Here is a 20,272-nt window from a genome sequence, read left to right on the forward strand (position 1 = left end):
CTAGAGTATATGGAGGGCTTGACAGTGACACAAATAAACGTGTTATTAATAGAGGACGATCCGATGGTGCGGGAAGTAAACCGTCAATTCATCGAAAAAGTAGCCGGATTTGAGGTAATAGGACAAGCCTCAAACGGCGTAGAGGGCATAGAGCAAATTTGTTCACTACAACCAGACCTTGTATTTATGGATATTTTTATGCCAGAGCAGGATGGCCTAACAAGCTTGCGGAAAATTCGAGAATTGAAAATACCAGTCGACGTTATTACCGTAACAGCAGCCAATGATATGGAAACCGTTAAACAAGTTTTGCACCTTGGTGTCTTCGATTATATTATGAAGCCTTTTTCATTTGAGCGCGTACAAGGAACGCTGGAAAATTACAAGCGCTTTAAGCAACAAATGCAAACAGAAAGAGAATTTACGCAAGGAGAGCTCGATCAATTATTCCATTATCATAATGAGCAAGAAAAACGTGAGCTAGCAAATGAAGAAAAGTCTGAAAAAACGTTGCCGAAAGGCTTTAATCGAGCAACACTTGAAAAAGTGGTCCATTATTTACAATCAGTGGACGGTGCATCAGCAGAAGATGTTGCCAGTGGGGTGGGCATTGCGCGTGTAACAGCAAGACGGTACTTAGATTATTTAGAAAAACAACAGGAAATTACGATGGATGTCCATTACGGTGGCATTGGTCGCCCAATTAATTATTATTTTAGTAAATGACACTAAGGTGTGCTAAGCGGAAAGTAGCGCCGAAGCGGACAACAACGGCGTAGCAAAAAAGTGTTAGATTGATGACAATCAATCTAACACTTTTTCGTTTTGTTCAAGTACTTTAACATCGCCCTAAGTCAATTAGTAAGGCATAATTTTATCGACAGGTTTAGGCGTTTTAATTTTTGGTAAAATTTTATCAAGTGTCACCGTCCGTTGGATCGTATGAGTTGTTTCGTCTTTTTCATCGAATTGCTCAAGGAAAGTAATAACCTCTTTTACAATAGGGGTTGGAGTTGAGGCACCGGCAGTGACAGCAACAGTATTAATTCCTTTTAACCAATCAATTTTAAGCTCCGAAACGTCTGCAATACGATATGAAGGTGTGCCAGCAATTTCTACTGATACTTGTGTAAGACGGTTTGAGTTATTAGATTTTGGATCACCAACAACAATTAGTAAATCAGCTTCCCCTGCTTGTTTCGCAACTGCTTCTTGACGTACTTGTGTCGCTAAACAAATTTCTTTATGAACTTCGATATGTGGGAACTTTTCTTTTAAACTATCCATTAAATGTGCAACGTCCCATTGACTCATAGTCGTTTGGTTCGTGACGAGCAATTTATCATTCGTTAAGTTTAATGCATCGATATCCGATGAAGATTGTACTAAATGAACATGGTCTGGAGCAACACCAATTGCCCCCTCTGGCTCTGGATGACCTTTCTTACCGATATAAATAATATCATAGCCCTCAGCTGATTTTTCACGAATCAAATCGTGTGTTACTGTTACGTCAGGACATGTAGCATCAATGGATACTAGGCCTTTGCGTTTCGCAATTTCACGAATTTCAGGTGAAACACCATGTGCTGTGAAAATAACAGTGCCTGTTTCAACCTGTTCAATAATTTCTAAGCGATTATCACCATCTAGTGTAATGATACCATCCTCTTCAAAGGCATCTGTAACATGCTTATTGTGCACAATCATCCCTAAAATGTAGATAGGTCTTGGTAATGTTTTATCGAGTGCGGCGTTACGTGCAATGACCATCGCATCAACAACACCGTAGCAATAGCCACGTGGATTAATTTTTAATACTTGCATGGTTGTGACTCCTTTCAAGCTTACCTACCTACATTATAACGGACAGGCACGGCGAATACAAAGAAACGTTCACTCCATAGGTGGCTGGAAAATGCGCGGCTTCGATGGAAGTGGTTGTCGCGGAGTAGTCGACGCACTTTGTTGTGTTGAACGTCTAGTTCTTGTTGAACCTGCGACATTGCTAGCAGCGGCTGCATCAGTTGCAGCCGCTGCCGCACCCGCCGCCGCTCCAGCTGCAGGGAGCCCTGAAAAACCTTTATATAGTTTTAATAGTGAAGGAATGTTTTTTACCATAGGCATTGCTTGTTGTATATAAGGGGTATACGTTTTGGCAGAGTTAAATAAACTATTTGCCTGTTGTAAAAATGAACCGATTTTAGAAGGCTCCTGTACAGGTGGTGTCGGCATTTGCCCTCCGAATGCCCCCCTCATGCCCCCAGACATTGGAAAGCCACCTGGAATTCGTGGTTGAGGAAAGCCTCCAGGCGGGTAAAAGGACTGCGGTGGCATTTGTGGAGGTGTTGGCATCCGCATTTGCATGGGCATTTGCGCAGGCATTTGCATGCCATTTGGATACATAGGGAATTGATAAGGTGGTCTAAATACCATAATGATCTCCTTTCATTGTACGTTTTTCATTGATGACATACCTGATTATAGATATGATATGCAGACGCTGATGTTAGCGTTCGACAACGACTAATAACTAGAAAGTGGAAGAAATCGTAAGGAATCATGAAAGAACAGCTGTAAATACATCGTTCCATCAACTGCTTTGTAAATAAAATTCTAAAAAAATACACAATATTTTTACTTGAGCAAGCGTATAATAATTTGTTGGTAAGTGCTAACTTAGGCAAAAAGAATGTGTATTATGGATTATATTAGTGGAAAAATGAATAATAGCGATTGGATTGTAAGAAATATGTTACAGTTATGTAAATGTGGTTTGTTATTTTTACAAAACTGTAATAGTCGGGTCCAATTGAGGAGGGTTTTTTGTGACAATTAAATTAAGAAGTGTGTTATCGTTTGGTATTATTATATTGCTTGTTCTAGTAATGGGGATTGTTCAACAACGAAATGCATCTTCGCAGCTAAAGGAAATACAAGTAATAAAGGAAAAGACATTTCAATCTACATTGCTAGCAGATGAAATGAAGTTGTCAGTTGTGCAGGTACAACAGTATTTAACGGATATTAGTGCCACACGTGCCCAAAATAATTTAGATGATGGGTTTGACTTGGCACAAAAATATAGTGAAATTTTTTATCGAGACTTAGAACAATTGAAAAGCCTTCATCCCCAACAGCAAGAAAAATTAGATACGATTAAACGTGCATTTGATGCCTACTATAGCACTGGGCAGAAAATGGCAACTAGTTATATAGAAGGTGGCCATGAGGCTGGTAATCAAATAATGCTTGAATTTGATACAACGTCAATAGAAATTAATGAAAAAGTAGATGTATTCCAACAAGATAGCATTGCCGAAATGCAAAAAAAATTAGACAATGTTGAACATCTTGTCGACCATAATAGAGACGTGTTCTTATGGATATTTGGCATTATTTTAGTCATTTGTTTAGCAGTTGGCGTCTTGTTAGTTCGTTCAATTGTAGTGCCAGTAAATAAATTGGCGGCAGCGGCTGAAGTGATTGCAAAAGGCGATTTATGTCAAAAGGATATAGAAGTTCGAACAAATGATGAAATAAGAAAATTAGCAGATTCATTTAATTTGATGAAATCTAATTTACATTCACTTATTCATAACATGACATTGAATGTGGAACATACCACTTCCGCAGCGGAGCAATTAGCAGCTAGTACGGACGAGATATCACATTCTTCAAACGATATTGCCAATCTTGTCGAACGAATGGCTTTTAGTGATAATCAATCTGCTGCAACTGGGCGGGAGAGTTCGATAGCGATGGATGAAACTGCACAAGGTGTTCAACGTATTGCAGAAGCTACACAAATGCTTCATACAAAAGCAATCAGTACACAATCTGCTGCAAACGAAGGCGAACAAACCTTACAAATTGCAGAAAAGCAAATGTCGATTATTCAACAATCATCTCAATCAACAAGTGATCGAATCGATCAGCTAAGTACTCAATCTGCTGAAATTGTTAATATTACAAAAGTGATTTCTGCTATTACGGAACAAACGAATCTGTTGGCACTTAATGCCGCAATCGAAGCAGCCCGTGCAGGAGAGCATGGGAAAGGTTTTGCAATTGTTGCAGATGAAGTACGCAAACTAGCAGAGGAATCCAAAGAATCCGCAAAACAAATTGTCGAGCTAGTAACGCTTATTCAACAAGATACGCAAGAAGTGGAAAAGGCGGTAGGGGAAACAGTAGGCAATGTTGAGGAAGGCGTGAAATTTATTCGCAATGCCCAACATTCCTTCGATAATATTTTAAAATCTATTGAAGAGATGACGGACCAAATTGAAGATGTCTCGGCTTCAACCCAACAAATTTCAGCAAGTACAGAAGAAATGGCCGCCTCGGTAAATGAAATGTCTTCCGCTGCTGTCCATGCTGCTGAACAGTCAGATGCCGTTGCAGCGACCATTGAAGAACAAGTGGCAACTATACAGGAGATTAACACGGTTGCTAAATCGTTAAGTGAGGAAGCTTTATCAGTGAAAGAAGTTATCAATAAATTTAATATCTAATACGTTGTCGTTTCATATGCGAAATACAAAAGGCATGACTCCTATACTTGGGAGCCATGCCTATTTTAATACCTTTGTAAAGTTGCTGTGTTAATGTTGATTGGAATCGTTTATTTTAGCCGGAGGTGCGCACGTATTGGTTGTACAACTTTTCTGTAAAGAACAGGCTGCACATTTCCCTTTTTTCTGCTTCTTAATGCTCTTATATAAAGTAACCCCTGCATAGCCAAAAATAATACCGCCAATGACTACATTGATGATTATCGACATCTTCTACACCTCAAATAAATAGATTCCCAATTGCGTAAACAACGAGTGCAATTAAATAGGCAACAACAAACGGATAAATAGTAGCGAATAACGTCCATTTAGTAGATTGTGTTTCTCTTTTAATAGCGCCAACCGTTGCTAAACAAGGCATGTAGAGCAACACAAAAACTAAAAAGGTATAGGCACTTAATGCATTAAAATGGGTTGTCATAGTGGACGATAATACACCTTCATTTACACCATAAATAATTGCCATTGTTGAAACAATTACCTCTTTTGCTAAAAAGCCCGATATAAGGGATGCTCCAGCTTGCCATGTCCCAAATCCAAGTGGTATAAAGAGGACCCCAAAAGCGCCGCCAATCATTGCGAGAAAGCTTTCATCCATCGCTACATTTGTGCCATGTGGTCCTATATAGGATAATAGCCAAATGATAACGGAGCCCGCAAAGATAATTGTCCCAGCTTTGCGAAGAAATCCTTTCCCTTTTTCCCATGTTGAACGCCAAAGGGTTTTAAACTGGGGCATATGATAGGAAGGCAATTCCACAAAGAAAACTGACGTCTCATTTTTTAGGAGTGTCATAGACAATAACTTTGTGACAAGTAATGCTATTACAATTCCTAATAGATATAAAGATAAGACAACCAATGATTGATGTTTTGCAAAGAATGCTGCGCCAAACAAAGCATAAACCGGTAACCGAGCTGAACAACTCATAAAGGGAGCTACAAGAATAGTTAAAAGTCTTTCCTTTGGTTGTTCAATTGTTCTAGCCGCCATAATGCCGGGAACATTGCAACCAAAACTGATAATCATGGGAATAAAAGCTTTCCCGTTCAAGCCAAAGAATTCCATTAGACGGTCCATAACGACTGCAATTCTTGCCATATAGCCCGAATCCTCTAGTAAAGAAATAAAGAAAAACAAGACAAAGATTTGAGGAATAAAAACGATTACCCCTCCAACACCGGCAATAATACCATCACAAATTAAATGAATAATAAAAGATGATGCGCCGATTGCCGTTAACCCATTATAAACCGTTTCACTAAAAGGTCCACCAACAAAGCGATCCAAAAGATCTGAAAGGGGCCCGCCAATCCAAGCAAACGTTGCTTGAAACATGAAATACATCAACGCTAAGAAGATTGGTACACCTAAAACAGGGTGTGTTAAAACTTTATCTATATGTTCGGTCCATTGTTTTTCACTTTTCTCTTGAATGACCAATTCATTTTTAATGGTTGCGATGTAGCTGTCCCGTTGATTTGTAATGGCGCCACTTAACGACTCACCTATTTCAGTTGCTAGTGCCGTTCGAATCGTTTGTATTTTATGCAAGTAGTCCTCGTTTTGTAAGAAAGCATCGATAGCCTGATTGCCCATTAAAAATTGAATCGCACACCATCTTTTTTGCTCAGCAGCCACATTTTGTAGCAGGTCTTCAATCGTTGCAATGGCTGTTTCGATAGGGGTATCGTATGTTAACGTAAAATGTTGTTCGAGTTGGGAAGTGCTTTCTAATGCTTGATAAATCCCCTCGATGCCTTTTCCTGTACGAGCGACAATTGGAATTACAGGTACACCTAAAGTACTTTGTAATTTCTCTATGTTAATGGAGATGCCCTTTTTCTTCGCAACGTCCATCATATTTAAGCAAATAATAATAGGCTTTCTTAGTTCTAATAAATCGAGTGTTAGTTGCATATTTCGTTCGAAATTGGATGCATCGATAATATTTAAAAGCCCATCTATTTGTTCTTCTAGTAGAAATGTAGTAACGACGCTTTCATCTCTAGAAATAGGATTAAGTGTATAAACACCAGGCAAATCGATAATTTCTTTATTGAGCTTCTTTACCTGTCCTACCTTTTTTTCAACCGTTACACCACTCCAATTGCCAACATATTCGTATGAATTTGTTAATGTATTAAATAATGATGTTTTTCCAATATTAGGGTTTCCTATTAAAGCTAATCGCCTCATAATTGTTCTACCTTTATGTTCATTAAGTCTTTTTTACGCAGGCCGATTTTCTGACCTTGGCATTCCATTATACAGGCGCCAGAAAACCAACCTTTTTGAACCATACATACTTGGCAGCCCTCTTTTATGCCAAATGCATTTAAACGTTTCATTAAGAGTGCATCGACTTGCTGTAGGTCTTTAACTTTAACTTTTTCACCCAATTGAACCGCATGAAGGTCCATGAAATCTACCTACTTCCTTGTGAGTGATAATCATTGTCAAAATAAATAATATAGTATCACCTTTTATGCAATCTATCAATAAGAGGTTTACAGTAGGAAACAATATGAAAGTCGCTTTAAGCTATAAGGATGGTTGGGGAATAGTCATGCTTCCTATAAAGCAGGTAGAAAGTAAAAAGGAGACAATCCAATAGGGGAAGTTGTCTGTCGCCAATGAAGTGGTGTCATGTCATGTAACTGGCACCTTATTCAAAGGCATAACGGACTTTTCCCCAATAGGAGTGTGGTTACTAGAGGTAAATGCGCTTGCTAACTTGCCCTATCGGTTTTTTAGTCATCATCATGATAACGAAGCATGCGATAGCCAACACGAACGTGTGTCTGAATGTACTTTGGTTGGGATGGATTATCTTCTATTTTTTTGCGCAGGGTTGCCATAAAAACTCGAAGACTAGGGACGTCCGATTGTAATACATTTTGCCAAATTTCCTTCAATAAGAAGTTATGTGTCAACACTTTGCCTACATGCTTGGATAGCACGACTAATAGTTTATATTCGATGGGGGTTAAATGTACTTCCACACCGTTGACAAACACTGTGTTAGCCAAGTAATCAATTTCTAAATGACCATTGACAAACACGGCTGATTCATTTTCTATTTGATGTTCGCTGACCGTTCTTCTTAAAGCTACTCGAATGCGTGCAAGTAGCTCTTCGACACTAAAAGGTTTTGTAACATAATCATCTGCCCCTGCATCAAGCGCATTAATTTTATCAAGCTCTGCACCGCGGGCACTAACGACGATAATCGGCGTTTGTGTCCAACTGCGGATTTTGTGAATAAAGTCTAGGCCATCCATATCAGGCAATCCTAAGTCAAGGATAATTACATTCGGTTTGAACGTTATGGCTTTTTGTAAAGCACTTGAACCATCTTGCATAATATCGAATTCATAATTTTGGGTAGTTAAGGTCATTTTAATTAAATTGCCAATTGCTATGTCGTCTTCAACGACTAAAATCCGTTTATTCATCGATACTGACAACTCCTTTTTTTAAAGTAAAACGAAAGATGGTTCCGTTCGGGTAGTTATCTTCAACTACTAATTTACTATCGTGTAAAGTTAAAATCGTCTGACATAATGCTAATCCTAACCCTAAGCCTCTTCGGCTATCACTGCGCTGCACTTTCCCAGTGATAAATGGTTCAAACAGCTTTTCTTTTAATGAATCGTCAATACCTGGTCCATTATCAGCTATACTAAAATGTACATATTCGCCTTCCTCTTTTGCGATAAAAGAGATGTCACTACCAGCAGGTGTATACGTTAGGGCATTATTAATAATATTAATAAGCACTTGAATAATCAGACGTGCATCCATCAAAGCCATGACTAATTCGGGCTCTACATGATAAGAAATATGATGCGTATTGTTGCGTGGAATTACATGTAGCAACGCCTCTTGAATAATATCCTCCACTAGCTCCAGCTGCATTTCGAGGGCAAATTGTCCATCCTCTAACATCGAAACGGCTAGTAAGTTTTCGACCATTTGCACAAGCCATCTTGAATTTTTATAGATATCTTCATATAATCGAGTTTTTTCTGTATCTGGAATTTGAACTGTATTCGTTAACAATATATCCGCATTCCCAGAAATCGTGGTCAGTGGTGTCCGTAAATCATGCGAGATAGCACGCAAAAGATTCGCTCTCATTTGTTCAAGTTCAGCTTCTCTTGCAACTTTTTCATTTAAGTTTTGCAAATACCATTTATCTAACGCAAACGAAAAATCATTCATAATGGCATTTAAAATATGGCGTTCAAATGCAGGTAATGGGGTTTGCTTTGAAAGCGCAATGCCAACGACACCCTTTACACTGCCACTTGAAAGAACGGGCAAATAATAGCCGTTTACTTCTGGGAAAATGTCAGTTGACACGCCAGCAAAGTGGTTATTGTTGATGACCCAATGAACGACGCCTAGTTCATTTGTATTTTTAAATAGGGTAGCTACTTTCGTATTTTCAGTATTTGATAGAGTTGGTGTTGGAAAAAAAACAGATTTAGCAATCATGTTATTTTCTATTTCAAAAAATTGGACAGGTTTCTCTACTAATTTAACAATTTGAGACATGCCTTCTGTAATGATATCTTCAATGGACTTAGCGTGTTGTAATTTGCGATTCGTTTCAAGCAACACTTCCATTCGATAGGATTTTCGGACGGCTACGATGGCCTGCTCTTTTATCTTTTTCGTTAAGCTACTTGTAATAATGCCAGAGAAAAACATAATCATAAATGTCATCGGATAGTCTCGATGATATGCTTCCAGTGAAAATCGTGGCTCTGTAAATAAAAAGTTGAATAATAGTACAGCTACAGCCGAGCTAATAATAGTCATGAGCCATCCAGATGACCAAATCGCAAGAATTAACACACTAAGAATATATATTGTAATAATATTCGATTCGCTGACGCCCATTGTGAAGAAAAATAAGGCTAAACATGACGCCAAGCTAAACACGACGGACATCTTCAACAAATCTAACCATTCAAAAGTTAGTCGATTGCGAAGATCTGGAAAATAAAATTGTTCGTTTTCTTGGTCTGGCACGATATGAATAGCGAGATTTGGTACATAATCATTGAGTCGATCGATGATTTTTGCATTGGGCTGCCACCATTTCTTTTTCATCACCGTCCTGCCGAGTACCAGTTTTGTGACGCCACTCATTTGAGCATAATTAGCAAGCGCTGCTGCGACATCATTCTCCTGCACGATTACGACATGTCCGCCAAGTTGTTCGGTCAATTTAATATGCTGTTGTAACCGCTCCGAGTTCGCGTCGTTATCGTCACCTTCTTTCACCTTTTGTACATAAAGCGCCGTGAATTTACCATGTAAGGCTTGAGCAAGTCTGGCAGCAGTGCGAATGACTTTTGCGTTGGTTGGGGAGCTACTAATACCAACTAAAATATGCTCTTCAATTTGTGTCGTTTGCCTAATCGATTCGCTGTCATTTATTTGTTTGTAATTAATCGTATCTGCCGTTCTACGCAGGGCGATTTCCCGCAGTGCTACTAAATTTTGTTTGCGAAAAAAAGATGCTAACGCTTTTTCAGCTTGTTGTTTGGAATATATTTTTCCTTCTATTAAGCGTTGAATTAACTCATCAGGTTCGATATCTACAATTTTAATAAGCGCGGCTTGATCGATTAAATAATCTGGAATACGTTCGCGCACTTTTACCCCAGTAATTTCTTCTACAACATCATGAAGACTTTCAATATGTTGAATATTAACGGTTGTATAGACATGAATGCCTTTTGCTAGTAATTCTTCCACGTCTCCAAAACGTTTTGTATGTCGCATAACCGGAACGTTGCTATGAGCCAACTCATCGATAAGGACAATTTCCGGTTTACGCTCCAATACCGCATCAATATCCAATTCTTGAAAAGTTCTCCCTTTATAATGGATTGTTCTAGTAGGTATTTGTTCAAGCCCATCAAGTAATGCTAATGTTTCTGGTCGAGGATGTGGCTCTATATAGCCAATTACTACATCTTTTCCAAGTTTTTTTGCTAAATGTGCGGCATCTAGCATAGCATACGTTTTTCCGACGCCGGCTGCATACCCAATAAATATCTTCAATCTACCGACAGTTGTTTGTTCCTGATGAAACCTTGTTAAAAGCTCTTCGGGAGTGGGGCGCATTTTTTCCATCATCCTTCACCTCATTTGTATTATAGCGTTATCTGCCATTAAGAAAGTGTAAAGATTTAACACCTTTATCGTTTCTTAATACAAAGAAGCGATATCCTAACACTACATTAATTTGAAAGTCAGTATGATAAAAACATCAAATAGAGAGAAGGGTGATGCAATTGATGGATTTATATATGGTTGGCTTATTACTCATTAGTTTTGCCAGTCTATATGCGTTAACGACTTGGTGCTACAAGCTAGTCGAAGAGTAAGGGGAGGAATTGCTATGTGGATTGTTATTGGAATAATACTTATATTGCTTTTTGGATATTTAGGGCATGCCCTATTATATCCGGAAAAATATTAATAGGTATTTAGGAGGAATAGAGTATGTGGCAAATAGCCATTGTTTGTATTATTTATTTACCGCTTGTTATCCTGACCGGCCATTATCTTTTTCGTGTGACAATGCATAAAAAAACATGGCTCGATCCATTAATGGATAAAGTGGATCATGTGATTTATAAGGTATGCGGCATTAAACAAGTGGATATGACAGGTAAGCAATATGTATTGTCATTAATTATTTCAAATGCTTTTATGGTTTTTATCGGATACATTCTTTTACGCATTCAATCTTTTTTGCTGTTAAATCCAAATGATATAGAAAATATGGAGGCATCACTTTCTTTTAATACCATCATTTCGTTTATGACCAACACCAATCTACAACATTATAGTGGTGAATCTGGTTTAAGTTATTTGTCACAAATGCTTGTTATTATTTTTATGATGTTTACATCTGCAGCGACTGGCTACGCTGCTTGTATGGCGTTCTGTAGACGATTAGTTGCAAAAAGTGATACATTAGGCAATTTCTTTGTAGATTTTGTGCGTGTGATTACACGTGTTTTAATGCCTATTTCCATCGTAGTTGCCATTATTTTAGTATCGCAAGGAGCACCTCAAACATTCAGTGCCAATCAAACTGTTCAAACAATCGAAGGAAAAATGCAAGATATCGCATTGGGACCAGTTGCCTCACTTGAATCTATTAAACATGTAGGTACAAATGGAGGTGGGTTTAATGGTGCTAATTCCACAACGCCTTTTGAAAACCCTACGGTTATATCAAATATCGTAGAAATGCTATCTATGATGTTGCTACCAGGTGCTTGTGTTGTTGCCTTTAGTCTAATGGTTGCTTATAGAAAGAAAAAAACAATATTCGGCAAGCAAGGGCTAGCGATCTTTGCTGCAATGGGTATGCTATTTCTTATAGGGTTAGTGACAGTGTATATTGCTGAGCGTGCGGGTAACCCCCTTATTAGTAACCTGGGAATTACTCAGGAGCTTGGCAGTATGGAAGGAAAAGAAATGCGCTTTGGGGTAGCCCAATCTGCCCTTTTCACTACAGTCACAACTGCCTTTACAACGGGCTCGGTCAATAACATGCACGATACATTAACCCCAATTGGTGGAATGGTGCCGATGTTTAATATGATGTTAAATGTTGTATTTGGGGGCAAGGGTGTTGGGCTGATGAATATGATGATGTATGTCTTACTAACGATTTTCATCGCATGTTTAATGATTGGTCGCACGCCACAGTTTTTAGGAAAGAAAATTGAGGAAAAGGAAATGAAGTTAATAGCACTTTGTATTTTAATTCATCCTGCAATTATCCTACTGTTTTCTGCGCTTGCTGTTGCCACAACATCTGGGGTAGCTGGTATTACAAATCCAGGGGCACACGGTTTATCGCAAGTACTATATGAGTTTGCTTCAGCATCTGCCAACAATGGCTCTGGCTTTGAAGGATTAGCTGATAACTCAACGTTTTGGAATGTGACGACAGGGTTAGCTATGTTTTTTGGTCGCTATTTAACCATTATCCTTCAATTAGCAATTGCTTCACTACTTGCTAAAAAAATGTGGCACAGCGATTCAGTTGGAACATTGAAAACAGATACCTCAATGTTTACATTTTTGCTTGTTGCCATTGTACTGATGATTGGTGCGCTAACATTTTTACCCGCATTAGCACTTGGACCAATTACGGAGCATTTACAAATACATTCCTAATGAGGAGAGAATCAAATGGAAACTGTAAGAAAAGGTTTTATCACGAGCGATTTAGTAAAGAGCTCATTGATAGGCGCATTGAAGAAATTTAATCCAGTTACGATGATAAAAAATCCCGTCATGTTTGTCGTAGAAATCGGTTTTATTTTTGTTCTGTTGTTATCGTTTTTTCCTAATCTACTTGGCGGCGCGGAAGGAGAGCATGCTCAGCTCTATAATGCCATTGTCGCTATCATTCTCTTTGTTACGATTTTATTTGCTAACTTTGCAGAATCCATCGCTGAAGGGCGGGGAAAAGCACAAGTACAAACGTTAAAAAATACAAAGACAGATACACAAGCACGTGTCCTTTTAGCGGATGGTACAGAAGTGATGAAACAGGCACATGAGCTGAAAAAAGGGGATATTGTTTTAGTGCAAGCAGGGGAAGTGATTCCAAATGATGGCGAGGTCATTGAAGGGATTGCCACAGTCGATGAATCAGCCATTACTGGTGAGTCTGCACCAGTTGTAAAAGAACGCAGTGGAGATTTTTCATCTGTTACTGGTGGTACGACTGTCACAAGTGATTGGCTAATGATTGAAATTACTTCACTGCCAGGAGAGTCATTTTTAGATAAAATGATTGCCCTCATCGAAGGAGCAAGTCGGAAAAAAACACCTAATGAAATAGCGTTAAATACATTGTTAGTTAGCTTGACAATCATCTTTTTATTAGTGGTCGTGACATTATATCCAATGACTACTTATTTAAATGTACACATTTCCATTGCAACGTTAATTGCACTGACAGTTTGCTTAATACCAACGACCATCGGCGGTTTACTTTCTGCTATTGGTATTGCTGGTATGGACCGAGTGACGCAGTTTAATGTCATTGCAATGTCTGGTAGAGCTGTGGAAGCTTGCGGAGACGTAGATACTCTTATATTAGATAAAACAGGCACAATAACGTACGGTAATCGCATGGCAACTGAGTTTTTACCAGTCAAAGGAGTTGACCAACAAACTTTGATGCAAGCTGCATGGCTTAGTTCGCTGACAGATGATACACCAGAAGGGAAATCTATCTTATCATTGGCATGTGATTTAGGGGTAACTACAACGGATGAACAACAACTGATTCAATATAGTGAGCATATTCCCTTTACTGCACAGACAAGGATGAGTGGATTGAACTTGCAGGATGGGACGATCATTCGAAAAGGGGCTTATGATACGATTAAACAAGATAGTCTTGCAGCAGGACAACATATTCCTACAAATTTGGAACAGTTAGTGCATCAAGTATCTGCTGTTGGGGGCACACCACTTGTTGTGTCGTTGAATCATAATATCTTGGGTGTCATCCATCTGAAAGATGTTGTAAAATCCGGTTTGAAAGAACGCTTTGAACAGTTGCGAGCAATGGGCATCAAAACAATTATGTGCACAGGGGATAATCCACTAACAGCAGCCGCTATTGCTAAAGAATCCGGCGTTGACAGTTTTATTGCTGAAAGTAAGCCAGAGGATAAAATAAAGGTGATTAAAGATGAGCAGGCACTTGGAAAAGTTGTGGCGATGACTGGGGACGGTACCAATGACGCACCAGCTTTAGCACAGGCGAATGTCGGTCTTGCTATGAATTCAGGAACGAATGCAGCAAAAGAAGCTGCCAACATGGTTGATTTAGATTCAAATCCAACTAAAATAATTGAAGTTGTAGAGATTGGAAAGCAATTATTAATGACGCGTGGTGCACTTACAACATTCAGTATTGCAAACGATGTGGCAAAATATTTCGCTATTATACCTGCTATGTTAATGGTTGCAGTACCTGAAATGAATGCGCTCAACATTATGCAACTTCATTCGCCGACAAGTGCCATCATTTCCGCTTTAATTTTCAATGCGGTGATTATTCCGATGTTAATTCCCATTGCGATAAAAGGCGTAAAGTATAAGCCGATGAGTGCTACAAAATTATTACAGAAAAACTTATTTGTTTATGGACTAGGTGGTATCCTTGCGCCGTTTATCGGTATAAAGGTGATCGATTTACTAACAGGGCCACTGTTAACCATGCTTGGTCTATAGGAGGAAAATAATATGAATAGATTTTGGGACAATGTCAAGCAAGCAATAATGGTTTCTTTCATCATGTTTGTAGTCTGTGGTTTAATTTACCCTGTGACGGTAACGGGTATCGCACAAGGGCTATTTAAGCATCAGGCGAATGGTAGCATTGTGGAAGTTGACGGAAAAGCTGTTGGTTCGGAAAAGCTTGGGCAAGCCTTTACATCAGCAGCGTTTTTTAAGGGCCGTGTTTCATCTATTAACTATAATGTTTATACACAAGAAGATATTGTACCAGATAACAATGGTGAGATAGCTTATGGTGGCGTGAGCTCTGGAACGTTCAATTATGCTCCGTCCAATCCAGAATTAACAAAACGTATAGAGGGAGATATTCAAGCGTTTTTACAGGCAAACCCGACTATAAAAAGACAAGACATTCCTGCTGATCTTATGACGGCATCCGGATCGGGTTTAGACCCACATATTAGTGTGCAAGCAGCGCGCATTCAAATCGATCGAATTGCCAATGCAAGCGGGCTGTCAGAGAAGGAAATCGAAAAAATTGTGGAGGCTAATACAGAAGGGCGGGCGCTCGGTCTATTTGGGGAAGAGAAAGTGAACTTCTTAATGGCGAATTTAGCTATTTTTAAACAAATGAAGGACAATGAATAAGTAGTGTAAAGTATAACTTCAATAGGGCAGATAGAGAGAATGGTATAGAGGTATTTTCTCTATCTGCTTACAATAAAAGGGTCTATATTAGCTTTGTGAATTGACAAGAATTTTAATATGGTTTTTCTCTTTCATTAACGCTTCAAAGCCTTCTGTTACAACATCATCGAGCCCAATGCGCTTAGTTACAAGTTTGTCCGCTGGGAAATATCCTTTGGTCATTAACTCCATAACAGCTGGGAAGATATCTCGATAGGCAATAATACCTTTCACAGTACGCTCAGACAATACAATATTATTTGGCTGGATAGAAGCGCTTGATTCCCATATAGAAACGATGATTGTTTCACCTTCGAACGTAGTGGAGTCAATAGCTTGCTGTAAAACAACAGGAACGCCAGTAACTTCAAATGCCACATCCACACCGCCATTTGTTAAGGCATGAAGACGTTCAACAGCATCTTCATCTTGCGGATTAATAACAGCTGTTGCTCCTAGTTCCATCGCCTTTGCAGCACGTTCTGCTGAAAGTTCCACCGCATAAATTTCGGAAGCTCCAGATGCCCGTAATGCTTCGATAACAAGAAGACCAATTGGCCCTGTTCCAAAAACTGCGGCTTTATCGCCAGCTTTTAATTTGCTTTGGCGAACTGCATGTAAAGCTACTGCGGCTGGTTCTACAAGAGCACCTTGTTCATAAGAAAGTCCTGCTGGCATTTTGTGTACCATGTGGTCATCTACCACAGTATATTCTGACAATCCGCCACCACCGCCAGAAAGTCCGTGGAAACCTAGTTGTTTACAAATGTTGTACTTCCCTTTTTTACAAGCAGCACATTCGCCACAAGAGAGAATAGGTTCGACAACGACAGCATCTCCAATTTTTACTTTTGTAACACCTTCCCCAACTTCAACTACCTCGCCAGAAAACTCATGGCCCATTACAATAGGTGCTATATCTTTACTGATAGAGTGTGGCTGTTCAACTGGAATAAAGATTGGTCCTGCTGCATACTCATGTAAATCGCTTCCACAAATGCCTGTCCAATGTACTTTAATTTTTACTTTACCGGATGCAATGGAAGGCTCCTCAATGTTTTCTACACGGATATCTCTTGCTTTATACCATCTTGCTGCTTTCATCACTATCAACCTCCAATACTATTATTCATGTTTATATTAACATGTGGAAAATATGCAAATCATTAGTTGGACAAAAATTGACATAAAAAATACGAAATGTCCATTAAATTATTTCACATTTTTCACACTTTACTTTTTTCATTGCATAATAGTCGTAATTAAAGTAAGTTTGTTAAGGGTTAGCGTTGCATCGATGAAAAAAACAAGAGAATATTGTAAATGCTTATGTTAATAGTACGTAAACATCCCTAAAAGGCCGAATCATGGTACAATGGGAAAGATGTAAGGAGGAACGAATTATGTCAAAATATACTGATTATAATTTTCAGCCATTTTTGCAGGACGCAATTGCAAAGCTTGGCTTCACAGAACCAACACCAATACAAAAGGAAATTATTCCACTAATCCTGAAAGGGAAAAGTGCGATTGGACAAGCACATACGGGTACAGGGAAAACACATAGTTTCCTTATTCCAATCGTACAACGCATTCAAGTCGACAAACAAGAGGTACAAGCGGTTATTACCTCTCCAACACGCGAGTTGGCTCAACAAATTTTTGATGCGTTAAATCAATTAATAGAAGGAACAGACATTCAAGCGAAATTATTTATTGGGGGTACGGACAAACAACGCTCCATTGATAAGTTAAAAACGCAACCACAAATCGTTGTTGGTACACCAGGACGTATTCGTGACCTTGTTTCAGCTCAAGCGTTATTTGTGCATACGGCACCAATGTTAGTTGTGGACGAAGCGGACTTAGCGTTCGATATGGGCTTTATCGAAGAGATTGATGGCTTTGCTTCTCAAATGCCAGAAAAGCTTGAAATGTTCGTGTTCTCTGCAACAATTCCAGAACGCTTACAGCCATTCTTAAAAAAATACATGGAAGCGCCTGTTCATGTTCATATGAACGATAAACGTCCCGTGGCAGAAGGTATTGATTTCGTCCTTGTACCTGTTCGTTCGAAATCTCGTAACAGACGTTTACAGGATGTTATTGAAGGCATTAACCCGTTTTTAGCGGTCATTTTTACCAATACACGTAAAAATGCAGAGCAAGTTGCGGGCTATTTAAACGAGCAAGGGATTCGTTGTGGTCAAATTCATGGTGATTTAACGCCACGTGATCGTAAAAAAATGATGAAGCAAATTCGCGATTTAGAGTTTCAATATATCGTAGCAACAGATCTTGCAGCGCGCGGTATCGATATTCAAGGAATTTCACATGTCATTAACTATGAAATTCCAGAAGATCTAGAATTCTTTATTCACCGTGTTGGACGAACAGCACGTGCAGGCAATAAAGGAACAGCGATTACATTATTTGAGCCTTCTGACGAGGATGCATTAGCTCGTATTGAGAAAATGGGTATACCGTTTGTACAAAAGGATGTCAAAGATGGTGAATGGTCGGAACTAAAAGAGCGTCATGCACGTAAAAACCGCGTGAAGCACGAAAATGAGATTGATGCGAAAGCAAAATCTTTAGTACGTAAGCCGAAAAAAGTAAAACCAGGTTACAAACGTAATATGAAATGGGAAATGGAAAAAATTAAAAAACGCGAACGTCGCATAAAAGCTCGCGGCAAAAAATAAGGAGGCATAAATATGTTACTTGGCTCACATGTTTCAATGAGCGGCAAAGAAATGTTGCTCGGCTCTAGTAAAGAAGCTCTTTCTTATGGTGCGAACACCTTTATGATTTATACAGGTGCTCCACAAAACACGCGTCGAAAATCCATTGCAGACCTTAATATTATGAATGGTCTGTTGCACATGAAAGAGCACGGCATGACAAATATTGTTGTGCATGCTCCTTATATTATTAATATTGCTAATACAGAAAAACCAGAAACATTCCGTCTCGGTGTAGATTTCCTACAATCTGAAATTGAACGCACTGCTGCGTTGGAAGCTACACAAATAGTTTTACATCCTGGTGCCCATGTAGGTGCAGGGGCAGATGCTGGTATTGCTAAAATTATTGAAGGTTTAAATGAAGTACTTTCACAAGACTATCCCGTGCAAATTGCATTAGAAACAATGGCAGGGAAAGGAACAGAGTGTGGACGTTCTTTCGAAGAGCTTGCAAAAATAATCGATGGTGTGACACATAACGAGCGCCTTTCTGTATGCTTTGATACATGCCATACACATGATGCTGGCTATAATATTGTTGAAGATTTTGATGGGGTATTAAACGAGTTTGATAAAATAATCGGTGTAGATCGCATCAAAGTTCTTCATATAAATGACTCTAAAAACGTTCGTGGTGCAGGTAAAGACCGCCATGAAAATATCGGTTTTGGACATATCGGATTTGATGCATTAAAATACGTGGTTCATCATCCGCAATTAATGGCGGTACCGAAGATTTTAGAAACACCATTTGTTGCTCTAAATAGTGATGCGAAAACTAAAACAGCACCGTATAAATATGAAATTGATATGCTACGTAGTGGAGAATATAAGCCAGAGCTTATTAACGCCTTACGAGGAGAGTAAGAGAACCGTAGACCAACGCAATGCAAATTGTGTTTGGTCTACGTTTTTTTATGAATCGCGGGTAAACGAGGCTATATCGCGGGTATTTGAACGGCTTCCGCGGGTAAAGAGAGTTTTATCGCGGGTATTTAAACACCAATCGCGGGTAAACAGTTTAAATTCGCGGGTATCTCAATCGTGCGGTTCGGAACTATTTTGAAATTCAAACGTCTACATGTGAAATAATGGGAAAGAACATTAGGTATAGAGAATGGAAATAATTACTGATAAATTAATTATGATTGCTTTATTTATTCTCATCATTCATTCAATCGAGACACTTGCCTATGCGGTACGTTTATCAGGGGCACGTGTAAAGTTACTAGCTTCAGCTTTATCTCTGTTTAATGTAATGGTGATGGTTTCAAGGCTAGCGAATATGATGCAACAACCGTTTACGGGGAGTTTAGTGGATACAGCGCCTGCTGACAATGCGCTAGCTTTTGTAGAAAGCCAATATCGCTTTATTATAGGAGCGGCATCATTAGGGACACTAATGGGGATATTATTACTGCCGACTTTCGTAGCCATCTTTTCACGAGGCATCATTCATTTGGCTGAGGAAAGAGGGTCGATTCCAGCTTTATTGAAGAAAGGCTTCACATTTGACTATGTAAGAAGAGGTATTAAACATATTCGCAAGCCAAGCTTGGCTTATGTAAAGGGCATTGGCTTACGAGATATTCCAGTTAAACTATTTGTGATGAACATTGTGATTACAGCGATTTATACTATTGGTGTTTTATCTTCTTTATATGCTGGTTTATTAGTCCCTGAATTAAAGGCAACAGCTGTCATGGCGTCTGGATTAATCAATGGCGTAGCAACAATTTTGTTAATTATTTTTATTGACCCTAAAATTTCTATACTTGCGGATGATGTTATCAATCAGCGGGGAAGTTATCTTGATTTAAAAAGAGCATCTGTTATGATGATGACCTCTAGATTTTTAGGAACGATTTTGGCGCAAGTGTTATTTATACCTGGGGCACATTATGTAGCTTGGTTTGCAAAGCTTATTACTTAGGTGCTAAGACAGAAATGGC

The 20,272-nt window shown here is 38.9% G+C and carries 17 protein-coding genes; 9 read left to right on the top strand and 8 right to left on the bottom strand.

The genetic code is table 11. The annotated features are described in order from the left end of the window. Positions 1–24 precede the first annotated feature (24 nt). Complete coding sequence (locus LS41612_RS08245; RefSeq protein WP_024362996.1) at positions 25–726, top strand: response regulator; 702 nt, start codon at positions 25–27, stop codon at positions 724–726. Positions 727–858: 132 nt separating this feature from the next. On the opposite strand, the gene LS41612_RS08250 is transcribed toward LS41612_RS08245, so the two are convergent. Further along, the gene (locus LS41612_RS08250) at positions 859–1,827 is read right to left on the bottom strand and encodes a 4-hydroxy-3-methylbut-2-enyl diphosphate reductase (RefSeq protein ID WP_024362995.1); all 969 of its coding nucleotides are present in this window, start codon (positions 1,825–1,827) and stop codon (positions 859–861) included. 69 nt (positions 1,828–1,896) lie between these two features. Continuing rightward, the gene (locus tag LS41612_RS08255) at positions 1,897–2,436 is read right to left on the bottom strand and encodes a 4-hydroxy-3-methylbut-2-enyl diphosphate reductase (RefSeq protein ID WP_024362994.1); all 540 of its coding nucleotides are present in this window, start codon (positions 2,434–2,436) and stop codon (positions 1,897–1,899) included. 392 nt (positions 2,437–2,828) lie between these two features. Between LS41612_RS08255 and LS41612_RS08260 the strand changes: the two genes are divergently transcribed. Continuing rightward, complete coding sequence (locus LS41612_RS08260) at positions 2,829–4,517, top strand: methyl-accepting chemotaxis protein (protein WP_024362993.1); 1,689 nt, start codon at positions 2,829–2,831, stop codon at positions 4,515–4,517. Positions 4,518–4,607: 90 nt separating this feature from the next. Here LS41612_RS08260 and LS41612_RS08265 read toward each other — a convergent pair whose 3' ends face one another. From LS41612_RS08265 to LS41612_RS08285, 5 genes are all read right to left on the bottom strand, one after another. Continuing rightward, on the bottom strand, positions 4,608–4,781 hold the full coding sequence (locus tag LS41612_RS08265; protein ID WP_080653342.1) for a FeoB-associated Cys-rich membrane protein: 174 nt from the start codon (positions 4,779–4,781) through the stop codon (positions 4,608–4,610). 16 nt (positions 4,782–4,797) lie between these two features. Further along, a complete protein-coding gene (feoB, locus tag LS41612_RS08270; protein ID WP_024362992.1) occupies positions 4,798–6,777 on the bottom strand; it encodes a ferrous iron transport protein B in 1,980 nt (659 codons plus the stop codon). Next, positions 6,774–7,001: a FeoA family protein gene (locus LS41612_RS08275; RefSeq protein ID WP_024362991.1), complete on the bottom strand. Its 228-nt coding sequence runs from the start codon at positions 6,999–7,001 to the stop codon at positions 6,774–6,776. The genes feoB and LS41612_RS08275 overlap by 4 nt, the downstream gene beginning before the upstream one ends. A 330-nt stretch (positions 7,002–7,331) precedes the next feature. Then, positions 7,332–8,036, bottom strand: a complete 705-nt coding sequence (locus LS41612_RS08280) for a response regulator (protein WP_024362990.1) — start codon at positions 8,034–8,036, stop codon at positions 7,332–7,334. Further along, the gene (locus tag LS41612_RS08285) at positions 8,029–10,737 is read right to left on the bottom strand and encodes an ATP-binding protein (RefSeq protein ID WP_229387104.1); all 2,709 of its coding nucleotides are present in this window, start codon (positions 10,735–10,737) and stop codon (positions 8,029–8,031) included. The genes LS41612_RS08280 and LS41612_RS08285 overlap by 8 nt, the downstream gene beginning before the upstream one ends. A 265-nt stretch (positions 10,738–11,002) precedes the next feature. On the opposite strand from LS41612_RS08285, the gene LS41612_RS23880 reads away from it, so the two are divergent. From LS41612_RS23880 to kdpC, 4 genes are read left to right on the top strand one after another with little or no spacing between them, the layout of a single operon-like run. Next, positions 11,003–11,083, top strand: coding sequence for a potassium-transporting ATPase subunit F (locus tag LS41612_RS23880; RefSeq protein ID WP_108029786.1), 81 nt, complete (start codon positions 11,003–11,005; stop codon positions 11,081–11,083). A gap of 23 nt (positions 11,084–11,106) precedes the next feature. Beyond that, the gene (gene kdpA / locus LS41612_RS08290; RefSeq protein WP_024362988.1) at positions 11,107–12,801 is read left to right on the top strand and encodes a potassium-transporting ATPase subunit KdpA; all 1,695 of its coding nucleotides are present in this window, start codon (positions 11,107–11,109) and stop codon (positions 12,799–12,801) included. A 15-nt stretch (positions 12,802–12,816) separates the two neighbouring features. Next, a complete protein-coding gene (kdpB, locus tag LS41612_RS08295; RefSeq protein ID WP_024362987.1) occupies positions 12,817–14,880 on the top strand; it encodes a potassium-transporting ATPase subunit KdpB in 2,064 nt (687 codons plus the stop codon). A gap of 12 nt (positions 14,881–14,892) precedes the next feature. Then, positions 14,893–15,534 (top strand): K(+)-transporting ATPase subunit C, encoded by a 642-nt coding sequence (kdpC, locus tag LS41612_RS08300; protein ID WP_024362986.1) that lies wholly within the window; start codon positions 14,893–14,895, stop codon positions 15,532–15,534. Positions 15,535–15,621: 87 nt separating this feature from the next. Here the strand turns inward: kdpC and LS41612_RS08305 are convergent, their stop codons facing one another. After that, positions 15,622–16,677 carry a 2,3-butanediol dehydrogenase gene (locus tag LS41612_RS08305; protein ID WP_024362985.1) on the bottom strand — a complete coding sequence of 352 codons (1,056 nt, stop codon included), beginning with the start codon at positions 16,675–16,677 and terminating at the stop codon, positions 15,622–15,624. 299 nt (positions 16,678–16,976) lie between these two features. Here LS41612_RS08305 and LS41612_RS08310 point away from each other — a divergent pair, with 299 nt between their 5' ends. The 3 genes from LS41612_RS08310 (at position 16,977) to LS41612_RS08320 (ending at position 20,253) form a co-directional block, all read left to right on the top strand. Then, positions 16,977–18,278: a DEAD/DEAH box helicase gene (locus LS41612_RS08310; protein ID WP_024362984.1), complete on the top strand. Its 1,302-nt coding sequence runs from the start codon at positions 16,977–16,979 to the stop codon at positions 18,276–18,278. A 12-nt stretch (positions 18,279–18,290) separates the two neighbouring features. Further along, complete coding sequence (locus LS41612_RS08315) at positions 18,291–19,187, top strand: deoxyribonuclease IV (protein WP_024362983.1); 897 nt, start codon at positions 18,291–18,293, stop codon at positions 19,185–19,187. A gap of 250 nt (positions 19,188–19,437) precedes the next feature. Beyond that, the gene (locus LS41612_RS08320; RefSeq protein ID WP_024362982.1) at positions 19,438–20,253 is read left to right on the top strand and encodes a lipid II flippase Amj family protein; all 816 of its coding nucleotides are present in this window, start codon (positions 19,438–19,440) and stop codon (positions 20,251–20,253) included. Positions 20,254–20,272 lie beyond the last annotated feature (19 nt).

The organism is Lysinibacillus sphaericus (assembly GCF_002982115.1).
Classification (GTDB): domain Bacteria; phylum Bacillota; class Bacilli; order Bacillales_A; family Planococcaceae; genus Lysinibacillus; species Lysinibacillus sphaericus.

Coding starts and splice junctions, on each gene's coding strand:
- LS41612_RS08275 (WP_024362991.1), bottom strand. CDS start 7,001: ATGGACCTTCATGCGGTTCAATTGGGTGAAAAAGTTAAAGTTAAAGAC.
- feoB (WP_024362992.1), bottom strand. CDS start 6,777: ATGAGGCGATTAGCTTTAATAGGAAACCCTAATATTGGAAAAACATCA.
- LS41612_RS08315 (WP_024362983.1), top strand. CDS start 18,291: ATGTTACTTGGCTCACATGTTTCAATGAGCGGCAAAGAAATGTTGCTC.
- kdpC (WP_024362986.1), top strand. CDS start 14,893: ATGAATAGATTTTGGGACAATGTCAAGCAAGCAATAATGGTTTCTTTC.
- kdpA (WP_024362988.1), top strand. CDS start 11,107: ATGTGGCAAATAGCCATTGTTTGTATTATTTATTTACCGCTTGTTATC.
- LS41612_RS08285 (WP_229387104.1), bottom strand. CDS start 10,737: ATGATGGAAAAAATGCGCCCCACTCCCGAAGAGCTTTTAACAAGGTTT.
- LS41612_RS08320 (WP_024362982.1), top strand. CDS start 19,438: ATGGAAATAATTACTGATAAATTAATTATGATTGCTTTATTTATTCTC.
- kdpB (WP_024362987.1), top strand. CDS start 12,817: ATGGAAACTGTAAGAAAAGGTTTTATCACGAGCGATTTAGTAAAGAGC.
- LS41612_RS08255 (WP_024362994.1), bottom strand. CDS start 2,436: ATGGTATTTAGACCACCTTATCAATTCCCTATGTATCCAAATGGCATG.
- LS41612_RS08310 (WP_024362984.1), top strand. CDS start 16,977: ATGTCAAAATATACTGATTATAATTTTCAGCCATTTTTGCAGGACGCA.
- LS41612_RS23880 (WP_108029786.1), top strand. CDS start 11,003: ATGTGGATTGTTATTGGAATAATACTTATATTGCTTTTTGGATATTTA.
- LS41612_RS08280 (WP_024362990.1), bottom strand. CDS start 8,036: ATGAATAAACGGATTTTAGTCGTTGAAGACGACATAGCAATTGGCAAT.
- LS41612_RS08305 (WP_024362985.1), bottom strand. CDS start 16,677: ATGAAAGCAGCAAGATGGTATAAAGCAAGAGATATCCGTGTAGAAAAC.
- LS41612_RS08250 (WP_024362995.1), bottom strand. CDS start 1,827: ATGCAAGTATTAAAAATTAATCCACGTGGCTATTGCTACGGTGTTGTT.